At 72.5% G+C, this 12,910-nt stretch carries 4 protein-coding genes; 3 read left to right on the top strand and 1 reads right to left on the bottom strand.

The window, feature by feature from the left end:
- Positions 1-85: 85 nt before the first annotated feature.
- Entirely contained in the window at positions 86-3,112 is a 3,027-nt protein-coding gene (locus ACFWJ4_RS07535; RefSeq protein ID WP_380540331.1) for a bifunctional [glutamine synthetase] adenylyltransferase/[glutamine synthetase]-adenylyl-L-tyrosine phosphorylase, read from the top strand.
- Positions 3,113-3,189: 77 nt separating this feature from the next.
- Here the strand turns inward: ACFWJ4_RS07535 and ACFWJ4_RS07530 are convergent, their stop codons facing one another.
- Positions 3,190-4,158: a phosphatase PAP2 family protein gene (locus ACFWJ4_RS07530; protein WP_359896951.1), complete on the bottom strand. Its 969-nt coding sequence runs from the start codon at positions 4,156-4,158 to the stop codon at positions 3,190-3,192.
- Between the two features lie 319 nt (positions 4,159-4,477).
- Here ACFWJ4_RS07530 and pulA point away from each other — a divergent pair, with 319 nt between their 5' ends.
- Both pulA and ACFWJ4_RS07520 read left to right on the top strand, forming a co-directional pair.
- Positions 4,478-10,000: a pullulanase-type alpha-1,6-glucosidase gene (gene pulA / locus ACFWJ4_RS07525; RefSeq protein WP_380540328.1), complete on the top strand. Its 5,523-nt coding sequence runs from the start codon at positions 4,478-4,480 to the stop codon at positions 9,998-10,000.
- A gap of 570 nt (positions 10,001-10,570) precedes the next feature.
- Positions 10,571-12,898 (top strand): M4 family metallopeptidase, encoded by a 2,328-nt coding sequence (locus ACFWJ4_RS07520; RefSeq protein ID WP_380540325.1) that lies wholly within the window; start codon positions 10,571-10,573, stop codon positions 12,896-12,898.
- Positions 12,899-12,910: the final 12 nt, after the last annotated feature.

The following is a 12,910-nucleotide window of genomic DNA, read 5'->3' as shown; positions in this document are numbered from 1 at the left end:
CCGCGGCTCGGACCCGGCAGGGAATCCGGGGGCGGGTCCTGAGGACGCGGGTGCGAGGACGGTCCTCGGACGGACGGAGGGGTCGATGGCGGTCGAGGAGCAGCGGGCCGGGAGCCGGGTCAGCCGGCCGGAGAACCGGCTGGTCCGGCGCGGGTTCACCGACCCGGCGAGGGCGGTGCGGCTGCTGGAGGGCCCCGGGCTGGAGGGCCTGGCCGACGACCCGCTGCTGCTGGACGCGCTCGGCGCCACCGCCGACCCCGACCTCGCGCTGCTCGGCCTGGCCCGGCTGCTGGAGGCCGCCGACGAGGCCGACCGGCACACCCTGCGCGACACCCTCACCACCTCCAAGCCGCTGCGCGACCGGCTGCTCGGCGTGCTCGGCGTCTCCACCGCGCTCGGCGACCACCTGGCCCGGCACCCGCACGACTGGCACGTGCTGGTCACCTTCGAACTGCGCGACATGCACCCCGGCCCGGAGGACTTCCGCCGCGCCCTCGCCGAAGGCGTCCGGGACGACGCCCTCGGCCCCGCCAACGCGCTGCGCGTCGCCTACCGCCGCTGTCTGCTCGCCATCGCCGCCCGCGACCTCACCGGCACCACCGACCTCGCGCAGACCGCCGCCGAACTCGCCGACCTGGCCGGTGCCACCCTCCAGACCGCCCTGGACCTCGCCGCCGAGCAGGACCCGGAGGCCGCCGCGGCCTGCCGGCTCGCCGTGATCGGCATGGGCAAGTGCGGCGGCCGCGAGCTCAACTACGTCTCGGACGTGGACGTGGTCTTCGTCGCCGAGCCGCGCGAGGGCGTGGACGAGCCGGAGGCGATCAGGGCCGCGACCCGGCTGGCCGCCGCCCTCACCCGGCTGTGCGCGGACACCACCGGCGAGGGCACGATCTGGCCGGTGGACGCCAACCTGCGCCCCGAGGGGCGCAACGGCCCGCTGGTGCGCACCCTCGCCAGCCACCTCGCCTACTACCAGCGCTGGGCCAAGACCTGGGAGTTCCAGGCGCTGCTCAAGGCCCGCCCGGTCGCCGGGGACGCGGAACTCGGCGCCGCGTACGTCGAGGCGCTTGCCCCGATGGTCTGGCAGGCCGCCGCCCGGGAGAACTTCGTCGCCGACGTGCAGCAGATGCGCCGCCGGGTGATCGACTCCATCCCGGCCACCGAGCTGGACCGCCAGCTCAAGCTCGGCCCGGGCGGGCTGCGCGACGTCGAGTTCTCCGTCCAGCTGCTCCAGCTGGTGCACGGCCGCACCGACCCGGCGCTGCGCAGCGGCAACACCCTGGAGGCGCTGGCCGCCCTCTCCCGGGGCGGGTACGTGGGCCGGGCGGACGCCGCCTCGCTGGACGCCGCGTACCGCTTCCTGCGCTCGCTGGAGCACCGCATCCAGCTGTACCGGCTGCGCCGCACCCACCTGATGCCCACCGCCGACGAGGACCTGCGCCGGCTGGCCCGCTCGCTGGCGGCGCTGATCAACGACGACACCCGCGCCGACCCGGTGGCCGCGCTGCAGCGCGAGTGGAAGCGGCACGCGATGGAGGTCCGGCGGCTGCACGAGAAGCTGTTCTACCGGCCGCTGCTGGACGCCGTCGCCGAACTGCCGCAGGGCGCCACCGGGCTGAGCCCGGACGCGGCCCGGGCCCGGCTGGAGGCGCTGGGCTACGCGGACCCGGCGGCCGCGCTGCGGCACCTCAGCGCGCTCGCCTCCGGGGTGAGCCGCAAGGCCGCGATCCAGCGGACCCTGCTGCCGGTGCTGCTCGGCTGGTTCGCCGAGTCCGCCGACCCGGACGCCGGGCTGCTCAACTTCCGCCAGGTCTCCGACGCGCTCGGCCGCACGCCCTGGTACCTGCGGCTGCTGCGGGACGAGAGCGCCGCCGCCGAGCAGCTGGCCCGGGTGCTGTCGGCCGGCCGGCTCGCCCCCGACCTGCTGCTGCGCGCCCCCGAGGCGGTGGCCATGCTGGGCGATCCGCGCGGTCTGGAGCCGCGCGGCCGGGCGGCGCTGCAGTCGGAGGTGCTGGCCGCCGTCGGCCGGGCCGGGTCCACCCACGCCGCGGTGGCCGCCGCCCGTTCGGTGCGCCGCCGGGAGCTGTTCCGCACCGCCGCGGCGGACGTGCTCGGGCGGCTCGGGGAGGACCCCGCCGAGGCGCTGGACACCGCGGGAGAGGCGCTCACCGCGCTCAACGCCGCCACCCTGGGCGGCGCGCTGCGCGCCTGCGTCGCCGGGTGGGAGGCCGAGCACGGGGACCTGCCGACCCGGATCTCGGTGATCGCGATGGGCCGCTTCGGCGGCCACGAACTGGGCTACGGCTCGGACGCGGACGTGCTCTTCGTCCACGAGCCGCTGCTCGGCTCGCTGGAGGAGGAGGCGGCCCGGGCCGCCCAGGCGGTCTGCCACGAGCTGCGCACCCAGCTGGGCGCGCCCTCCACCGAGCCGCCGCTGCTGGTCGACGCCGACCTGCGGCCGGAGGGCCGCAGCGGCCCGCTGGTGCGCACCCTGGCCTCGTACGCGGCCTACTACCGGCGCTGGTCGCACGCCTGGGAGAGCCAGGCGCTGCTGCGGGCCGAGCCGGTGGCCGGGGACGAGGAGCTGGGCGCGCGGTTCCGGCAGCTGATCGACCCGCTGCGCTACCCCGGTGGCGGGGTGCCGGAGCGGGACCTGGTGGAGATCCGCCGGATCAAGGCGCGGATCGAGGCCGAGCGGCTGCCGCGCGGGGCCGACCCGACCACCCACACCAAGATCGGCCGGGGCGGGCTGGCGGACGTCGAGTGGACGGTGCAGCTGCTGCAGCTCCGGCACGGGCACGAGCTGCCGGCCCTGCGCACCACCCGGACCAGGGCGGCACTGGCGGCCGCCGCGCAGGCCGGGCTGGTCGGGTCGGAGGACGCCGAGGTGCTGGACGCGGCCTGGGTGCTGGCCTCCCGGGTGCGGGCGGCGGTGATGCTGGTGCGCGGCCGGCCCGGGGACAGCTTCCCGGGGGAGGCCCGGGAGCTGGCCGGGGTGGCCCGCTACCTCGGGTACGGCTCCGGGCACAGCGGCGAGCTGCTGGACGACTACCGGAGGATCACCCGGCGGGCCCGGGTGGTGGTGGACCGGCTGTTCTACGGCTCCGGCTGACGGGCATGCGAAAGGGGCCCCGTGCGGGGCCCCTTCGACGTTCCGGGCGGCCGGCGTGGCGGGCCGGCGCGGTGCGGCTAGCGGCGTGCGCTGCTGACCGCGGGCTCGCTCCACTGCTCGGGCACGGTGACCGGCTGCTCGGCCGCCGTCTCCCGGGCGGGCACCCTGGGCAGCTTGTAGACCCACTCGTGGTACAGCCAGCGGGCGGCGAGGAAGCCCACCGCCAGGCAGAGCTCGCCGCCGACGGCGTCCATCCAGAAGTGGTTGGCGGTGGAGACGATGACCACCAGGGTGGCGGCGGGGTACAGCAGGCCGAGCACCCGGACCCACGTCCGGCGGGCGAGGAAGAAGATCGCCAGGCCGCACCACATCGACCAGCCGATGTGCATCGAGGGCATGGCCGCGTACTGGTTGGAGACGTGCGCGGCGGGCCCGGAGGCCATCGAGCCCCAGGTGCCGTGGACCTTCACGGTGTCGATGAAGCCGCCGTCGGTCATCAGCCGGGGCGGGGCCAGCGGGAAGAAGTAGAAGCCGACCAGGGCGATCCCGGTGGTCACGAACAGCACGGTGCGGGCCGCGACGTAGCGCCCGGGGTGGCTGCGGTAGAGCCAGACCAGCACGCCGATCGTGATCACGAAGTGCAGTGTCGCGTAGTAGTAGTTCATCCCGGTGATGAGCCACCCGACGCTGTCCACGGCGTGGTTGATCGAGCGCTCGACGGCGATGCCGAGGTGCTGTTCCAGGTCCCAGATCCAGCGCGTGTGCTTCTGGGCTATCGCTTCCTGTTCGGGAACCGCGTTGCGCACGATCGAGTAGATCCAGTAGCTGATCCCGATCAGCGCCAGTTCGAACCAGATCCGCGGTCTGGCCGGTGACCGGCGCTGGGCGCCGATGCGGCCGCGCAGGACGGCGGTACGGGACTGTGCGGCACGGGTGGCTCCATCGGGCAGGCGGCCGGGGAGGGCCTTCGCTGCTTCGGAACCGCCACCACTGGCCGCGTCGGCGCGCCCGGCGTCGCCTCGCTGGATCTCGGTCGGTTCCCCCATGGACGGCAAGTCTGCCAGACCGCTCGTAGCCGTCTGCTCATCCTCTGGAAGTGGATTCTTCACCGGCTGTCCCCCTTGAGGGCTAGGGGCCGGCTCCCACCGGGGTAGGGGGTGCTCTGGGGTTCGGTGCGTACCGGTGGGACGGACATACGTCCCATTGTCACGCCCGTCGCTCCGAGGGAGTAATCGGGGTGGCCGGAGACGGTCGCCCACCTGGAAATTTCCCGGAACGAAACGGTTTCAGCATCTTGCTGAAACATATTGCAGGCCGCTAGCTTCCTGGGAAAATCGATCGCCCCTTCCCCTAAGGGAGCCCTCAGTGGCCGATGCCCCGCTCCGTCCCCGACGGAGCACCGCCCGACGAACCACCGGCCGCCGCAGACCGCCGGGCCGCACCGCCGTCCTGCTGGCCGCCGCACTGACCGCCGCCACCCTCGGCGGCGCCCCCGCGGCCCTCGCCGCCGCCCCGCCGGCCCCGCCCTCGGACGCCGCGCTGGCGGCCACCGCCGGGCGGCACGACCTCACCCGCGAACAGTTCTACTTCGTCCTGCCCGACCGCTTCGCCAACGGCGACGCCGCCAACGACGGCGGAGGCATCACCGGCGGGCGGCTGGAGAACGGCTTCGACCCCGCCGACAAGGGCTTCTACCACGGCGGCGACCTCGCCGGGCTGATCCAGCGGCTCGACTACATCCAGGACCTCGGCACCACCGCGATCTGGATGGCCCCGATCTTCAAGAACAAGCCCGTGCAGGGCAGCGGGGCCGACGCCTCGGCCGGGTACCACGGCTACTGGATCACCGACTTCACCCAGGTCGACCCGCACTTCGGCACCAACGAGCAGCTCAAGGAGCTGATAGCCGAGGCGCACGCCCGCGGCATCAAGGTCTTCTTCGACGTCATCACCAACCACACCGCCGACGTCGTCGACTACGCCGAGAAGCAGTACGGCTACCGCTCCGCCGGCGCCTACCCGACGCTCGACGCGGACGGGAACCCGGTGGACGAGACCGCCGTCGCCGACGCGGGAGCCCCCTGGCCGCGGACCACCAAGGACTCCTTCCCCTACACCCCGGTCTTCCGCACCCCGGCCGACGCCGGGGCCAAGACCCCGTCCTGGCTCAACGACCCGGCGCTCTACCACAACCGGGGCGACTCGACCTTCGTCGGCGAGTCCGCCACCGAGGGCGACTTCAGCGGCCTGGACGACCTCGACACCCAGAACCCCAAGGTGGTGAAGGGCTTCGAGAAGGTCTACCAGCAGTGGGTCAAGGACGCCGGCGTGGACGGCTTCCGGATCGACACCGTCAAGCACGTCAACATGGCCTTCTGGCAGCAGTGGGCGCCCGCGCTCAAGGACTTCGCCGCCAAGCAGGGCAACAAGAAGTTCTTCATGTTCGGCGAGGTCTACTCCGGGGACCCGGCGGTCACCTCGCCGTACGTCACCAAGGGCAGGCTCCAGGCCACCCTGGACTTCCCGTTCCAGGGCGCGGCCCGCTCCTACGTCTCCCAGGGCGGCTCGGCACGCGGCCTCGCCGACGTCTACGGCCAGGACTACCGCTACACCGGCGCCGACACCGACGCGTACGAGCTGCCGACCTTCCTCGGCAACCACGACATGGGCCGCTTCGGCTCCTTCCTGCTCGCCGACAACCCGGGCGCCGACGACGCCACGCTGCTGAAGAAGGACCGGCTCGGCAACGAGCTGCAGTTCCTCACCCGCGGCCAGCCCGTCGTCTACTACGGCGACGAGCAGGGCTTCACCGGCGCGGGCGGCGACAAGGACGCCCGGCAGGACCTGTTCGCCTCGAAGACCGCCTCCTACAACGGCGACCGGGTGCTCGGCGGGCCCTCCGGCCCGGCCGACCGCTACGGGCAGGGCGGCGAGCTCTACCAGGGCATCGCCGGACTGGCCCGGCTGCGCCGGGACAACCCGGCACTGGCCGACGGCGCCCAGGTCGAGCGGTACGCCGCCGACGGCGCGGGCGTGTACGCCTTCTCCCGGATCGACGCCGGGCAGCAGGTCGAGTACCTGGTCGCGGTCAACAACGCCGCCGAGGCGAAGACCGTCACCCTGGACACCTTCTCGGCGGGAACGGGCTTCGACCGGATCTACCCGTCCGCGGGGGACCGGATCACCAGCGGCGCCGACCGCAAGGTGACCGTCACCGTGCCGGCGCTGTCCTCCGTCGTGTTCAAGGCGGGCGCCCGGCTCGCGGCCGTCGGCCCGGCTCCGCAGCTCGCGGTGCAGCCGCCGGCGGACGGTTCGAGCGGACTCGTCACGGTCGGTGCGAAGGTCGACGGCGGTGGCTTCGACCGGGTGAGCTTCGCCGCCCAGATCGGCAACGGGCCCTGGCAGACCCTCGGCACGGCCGACAACGGCGTGTACAAGGTCACCCAGGACCTCGGCGCCGTCGCCCCCGGCACGGTGGTCCGCTACAAGGCCGTCGTGCAGGACTCCGGCGGCCACCTGCGCTCCGCCACCGCGAGCTTCACCACCGGCGCCCCCGCACCGAAGCCGGCGCCCACCGCGGGCTCCCGCCCGTACGCCGTCGTCCACTACAACCGGCCGGACGGCGACTACGACGGCTGGAACCTCTACGCCTGGGGCGACCTCGCCGACGGCGAGGCCACCCCGTGGCCGGCCGGGCACGCCTTCACCGGGCGGGACGCGTACGGCGCCTTCGCCTACGTGCGGCTGAAGCCCGGCGCCTCGGACGTCGGCTTCGTCGTGGAGAAGGACGGCGTCAAGGACGTCGACGCCGACCGGCACCTCGACGTCGGCAGCACCGGGGAGGTGTGGCTCAAGCAGGGCGACCCGGCCGTGCGCACCGCCGACCCCGGCCCGGGCAACACCCAGCCCGCGAACACCGCCGTCATCCACTACAACCGGGCCGACGGCGACTACGACGGCTGGGGTCTGCACGACTGGACCGGCGCGGCCACCCCGACCGACTGGGGCAAGCCGCTGGCGCCGGTGCGCCGCGACGCCTTCGGCGCCGTCTTCGAGGTGCCGCTGGCCCCCGGGGCGACCAGCCTCAGCTACATCCTGCACAAGGGCAACGACAAGGACCTGGCCGCCGACCAGTCGCTGGACCTCGCCGTCAACGGCAAGGAGGTCTGGATCCTCGGCGGCCGCGAGGGCTACCTGCTGCCGCAGAACCCGGCCGCCTCCGCGCAGATCGACCTCACCGGGGCCAAGGCCCAGTGGATCGACGCGAGGACCGTCGTCGTCCCGGCGAACTACGGCGCGGGCGACGAGGCCCTGGCCGGCGGCACCAGCGCCCAGCTGGTGTACGACCCGGCCGGCGGCATCAAGGCCGACAAGGGCGTGCTGACCAAGCCCGGCCAGTGGCTGCGGCTCACCCCGGTCAAGGGCGGGCCGACCGACGCCCAGAAGACGAAGTACCCGCACCTGGCGGGCTACCGGGCCTTCACCGTGGACGCCCGGGACGCCGCCCGCGTCCCGGCCGCGCTGCGCGGCCAGCTGCTGTTCACCGAACACCTGCCCAACGGCGCCGTCCTGGCCGCCACCGGGGTGCAGATCCCGGGCGTGCTGGACGACCTGTACGCCGGGCGGACCGGCAAGGTGGACTTCGGACCGGCCCACTACAACGGCAAGGTGGCGCTGTCGCTGTGGGCGCCGACCGCGCAGGAGGTCTCCGTCCAGGTCTTCGACAGCGCCACCGGGGGCACCCCGAAGACGCTGCCGCTGAAGCTCGACGACGAGACCGGGGTGTGGGAAGTCGTCCGTGCCAAGCGCGAGTTGGACGGCAAGTACTACCTGTACCAGGTGAAGGTCTGGGCGCCCTCGACCCAGCAGCTGGTGGTCAACACCGTCACCGACCCGTACTCGGTGGCGCTGTCCACCGACTCCCGGCGCAGCCTGGTCGCCGACCTCGACGCCAAGGAGCTCAAGCCCGCGGGCTGGGACGACCACGCCCGACCGCAGGCCGTCCCGCCCGCGCAGCAGCAGATCCAGGAGCTGCACGTCCGGGACTTCTCGGTGGAGGACCCCACCGTCCCGGCCGCCGAGCGCGGCACCTACCTGGCGTTCACCGAGTCGAACTCGGCCGGCATGCGGCACCTGCGGGAGCTCGCCGATGCCGGGGTGACCACGATCCACCTGCTGCCGACCTTCGACATCGCCACCGTCCGGGAGAACCGGGCCGACCGGAAGCTGCCGGCCTGCGACCTCAAGTCCCTTCCCCCGGACGGCCCGAAGCAGCAGGAGTGCGTGGCGGCCGTCGCCGCCGACGACGCGTACAACTGGGGCTACGACCCGCTGCACTACAACGTGCCGGAGGGCTCCTACGCCACCGACCCCGGGGGGACGGCGCGCACTGTGCAGTTCCGGCAGATGGTGCAGGCGATGCACGCGGCCGGGCTGCGGGTGGTGCTCGACGTGGTCTACAACCACACCGCGGCCGCGGGCCAGGCCGAGCACTCGGTGCTGGACAAGGTGGTCCCCGGCTACTACCAGCGGCTCGACGCCGACGGGAAGGTGACGACGGACAGCTGCTGCGCCGACACCGCGCCCGAGCACGCCATGATGAACCGGCTGGTGGTCGACTCGGTGACGCTGTGGGCGCGCGAGTACAAGGTGGACGGCTTCCGCTTCGACCTGATGGGCCTGGACCCGAAGTCCACCATGCTGGACGTACAGTCCGCGCTGCGGAGGATGACGCCGGACTCGGACGGCGTGGACGGGAAGAACGTCTTCCTGTACGGCGAGGGCTGGAACTTCGGCGCGGTCGCCGACAACGCCCGGTTCGAGCAGGCCACCCAGGCCAACATGGCCGGCACCGGCATCGCCACCTTCGACGACCGGATCCGGGACGCCGCCCGCGGCGGCAACTTCATGCTGAACTCCGCCCCGCAGCAGGGCTTCGCCTCGGGCCTGTACACGGACCCGAACGGCTCGGCCGCGAACGGCACCCCGGAGGAGCAGAAGGCCCGGCTGCTGCACGGGATGGACCAGCTGAAGGTCGGGCTGACCGGCAACCTGGCCGGCTACTCCTTCACCGACAGCTCCGGAAAGCCCGTCACCGGCGCCCAGGTCGACTACAACGGCGCCCCGACCGGGTACGCGGCGAAGCCCGGCGAGGCGGTGGAGTACGTGGACGCCCACGACAACACCGACCTCTTCGACGCCCTCGCGTACAAGCTGCCGACCGGCACCGCGCCCGCCGACCGGGCCCGGATGCAGGCGCTCGCGCTCTCGCTGACCGCGCTCACCCAGGGTGCGGGCTTCGCCCAGGCCGGCAGCGACCTGCTGCGCTCCAAGTCGCTCGACTCCAACTCCTACGACTCGGGGGACTGGTTCAACGCGATCCACTGGGACGCCGCGGACGGCAACGGCTGGGGCCGCGGCCTGCCGATGGCGAAGGACAACCAGGAGCAGTGGACGGCCGCGCGGTCCCTGCTGGCGAACCCGAGGCTGACGGTGGGCGCGGCCGACATCCGGGCGGCCTCGGCGCAGTACCAGGAGTTCCTGCGGATCAAGCGGTCCTCGCCGCTGTTCTCGCTGCCGAGCCTGGCCGCCGTCCAGCAGCGGCTCTCCTACCCGCTCTCCGGCACCGCCGGTGAGACGCCCGGGGTGATCACCCTGCACCTGGACGGCACCGGGCTGCCGGGGGCGGAGAAGGGCATCACGGTGGTCTTCAACGCCACCCCCGCGGCACAGGCGCAGACCGTGCCGGCCCTGCGGGGCACCGGCCAGGCGCTGCACCCCGTCCAGGCGGGCGGGGCGGACCGGGTGGTGCAGCGGTCCGGCTTCGACGCCGCGACCGGCACCTTCACCGTGCCGGGCCGCACCGTGGCGGTGTTCGTCCAACACTGATTCGTACACTGCGACAACTCCCGGGCTCCGTACCACTGTTCAGGTGGTGCGGGGCCCGGCTCCGGTTCGGGGACGGCAAGGTTCCGTTCCGGACGCACAATGGCCGGAAACCGTCGATGGCACGGCCGGAACTGTGATGTGCCGGGTCTGCCCGACGCTGGCGGCCGCTCTCCGCGGGGGGAAGCGGCCCTGAGTGCTGGTCACCGACCGTCGGCAGTGATCGAACTTTGTTCGGGGCATGAAAACCGTGTTCACGAGTTCGTCACGGGGTAACACAACTGACGAACCGTCCTGCATACGGTTTCGGTAATGAATCGGCCAATCCGTGGCATGCATCTGTCATTAACCGCTCGGTAGCTGCCACGATTCCCCCGGCTGTAGACGAGGGGGCCCCACCCCCCGGTGCAGCTGTTCCAGTTCAGGTGCAGCGCGTCCCGACCCTGCAAACGAGTTGTGAGCAACGCATCCGCACTCCCGTCGTACCCGGCGGGGGCCCCCACTGCGCCGCAACCGCGGCCCAGGTTTCTCTCCACCGTGCGCGACCCAGCGCCGGTCGGAAAAGGAGTCCGCATGTCCCGTTACGCTCACGCCCGGAAGGCGGCGGTTGTCATGGCCGCCTCCACCGCGCTGCTGGTCACCGGCATACCGGTGATCGCCCAGGCGGCCACGCCGGACGCGCCGGCCGCCGTCGCGGCCCAGCAGGCGAGCCGCGCCCAGCTGATCTCCGTCGCGAACCAGCAGACCGCCTCCCTCGCCCAGACCCTGGGCCTGAGCGGCACCGAGAAGCTGGTCACCAGGGACGTCATCCAGGACGCGGACGGCACCCGCCACCTGCGGTACGAGCGCACCCTCGACGGACTGCCCGTCCTGGGTGGGGACCTGGTGGTGCACCAGGCGCCCACCGGTGCGACCAAGAGCGTTGACCGGGCCAGCACCGCCTCGCTGAGCGGTGTGAGCACCACGCCGAAGCTGGCCGCGCCGGCCGCGCAGAGCGCCGCGCTCGCCGCCGAGTCGGGCACCGCGGTCGACACCGCGCCGCGCCTGGTGGTCTGGGCCGGGGACAACAGCCCCCGGCTGGCCTGGGAGACCGTCGTCTCCTCCACCAAGTCGGACGGCACCCCGAGCAAGATGCACGTCGTCACCGACGCCACCAGCGGCCAGGTCATCCAGCAGTGGGACGGCATCGAGACCGGCTCCGGCAAGGGCGTCTTCGTCGGCAACGTCACCATCGGCACGACCCAGTCGGGCTCGACGTACCAGATGAAGGACACCACCCGCGGTGGGATGTACACCACCAACCTGAACCACGGGTCCTCGGGCACCGGCACGCTGTACAGCAAGGCGACCGACACCTGGGGCGACGGCACCGTCAACAACGGCGAGTCCGCCGCGGTCGACGCCCACTTCGGCGTCGCGGCCACCTGGGACTACTACAAGAACACCTTCGGCCGCAACGGCATCCGCAACGACGGTGTCGGCGCCTACAGCCGCGTCCACTACGGCAACAACTACGTGAACGCGTTCTGGGACGACTCCTGCTTCTGCATGACGTACGGCGACGGCAGCAACAACACCGCGCCGCTCACCGAGCTGGACGTCGCGGGCCACGAGATGAGCCACGGCGTCACCGCGGCCACCGCCAACCTGACCTACTCCGGCGAGTCCGGCGGCCTCAACGAGGCCACCTCGGACATCTTCGGCACCATGGTCGAGTTCTCCGCCAACATCCCCACCGACAACCCCGATTACCTGATCGGTGAGTTGATCAACATCAACGGCGACGGCACCCCGCTGCGCTACATGGACAAGCCGTCCAAGGACGGCGCCTCGGCCGACTACTGGTCCTCCACCGTCGGCAACAAGGACGTCCACTACTCCTCCGGCGTCGCCAACCACTTCTTCTACCTGCTGTCCGAGGGCAGCGGCGCGAAGGTCATCAACGGCGTCAGCTACGACTCGCCGACCCAGGGCAACATCACGGTCACCGGCATCGGCCGGGACAAGGCCGCGGCCGTCTGGTACCGCGCGCTGACCACCTACATGACCTCCAGCACCAACTACGCCGCGGCGCGCGTCGCGACGGAGAAGGCGGCCACGGACCTGTACGGCGCCGGCAGCGCCGAGCTGACCGCGGTCAGCACCGCCTGGGCGGGCGTCAACGTCGGCACCGCGCCCAGCGGCGGCGTCACCGTCACCAACCCGGGCAACCAGTCCACCGCCGTCGGCGGTGCGGTGAACCTCCAGGTCAGCGCCACCGGCGGCACCGCCCCGCTGACCTACACCGCGACCGGCCTGCCCACCGGCCTGTCGATCTCCTCCTCCGGCGCGATCACCGGTACCGCCTCCACCGCGGGCACCTACAACGTGACCGTCACGGCGAAGGACTCGGCCGGCAAGACCGGCAGCACCAGCTTCACCTGGACCGTCTCCACCGGTGGCGGCAGCTGCACCCCGGCGCAGCTGCTGGGCAACGCGGGCTTCGAGACCGGCACCGCCACCCCGTGGACGGCGTCCAGCGGCGTGGTGGACAACAGCTCCTCCCAGGCGGCCCACGGCGGCTCCTGGAAGGCGTGGATGAACGGCTACGGCTCGACCCACTCGGACTCGCTGTCGCAGACGGTGAGCATCCCGTCGGGCTGCAAGGCGACGCTGAGCTTCTGGCTGCACATCGACACCGCCGAGTCGGGCAGCACCGCGTACGACAAGCTGACCGTGTCGGTCAACGGCACCGCGCTGAAGACCTACTCCAACGTGGACGCCGCGGCCGGCTACCAGCAGCGCACCTTCGACCTGTCGGCCTACGCGGGCCAGACGGTCACCGTGAAGTTCGCCGGGACCGAGGACGCCTCGCTCCAGACCAGCTTCGTGATCGACGACACCTCCGTCCAGACCGGCTGACCCCGGGCCGGC

Origin of the sequence: Kitasatospora sp. NPDC127067 (assembly GCF_042724755.1) — a bacterium.
Classification (GTDB): domain Bacteria; phylum Actinomycetota; class Actinomycetes; order Streptomycetales; family Streptomycetaceae; genus Kitasatospora; species Kitasatospora lactacystinica.
This window is presented reverse-complemented; position numbering and strand designations above follow the sequence as displayed.

What these genes read in the sequence shown, in the direction of transcription:
- ACFWJ4_RS07535 (WP_380540331.1), top strand. Translation starts at nt 86, where the DNA reads ATGGCGGTCGAGGAGCAGCGGGCCGGGAGCCGGGTCAGCCGGCCGGAG.
- ACFWJ4_RS07520 (WP_380540325.1), top strand. Translation starts at nt 10,571, where the DNA reads ATGTCCCGTTACGCTCACGCCCGGAAGGCGGCGGTTGTCATGGCCGCC.
- ACFWJ4_RS07530 (WP_359896951.1), bottom strand. Translation starts at nt 4,158, where the DNA reads ATGGGGGAACCGACCGAGATCCAGCGAGGCGACGCCGGGCGCGCCGAC.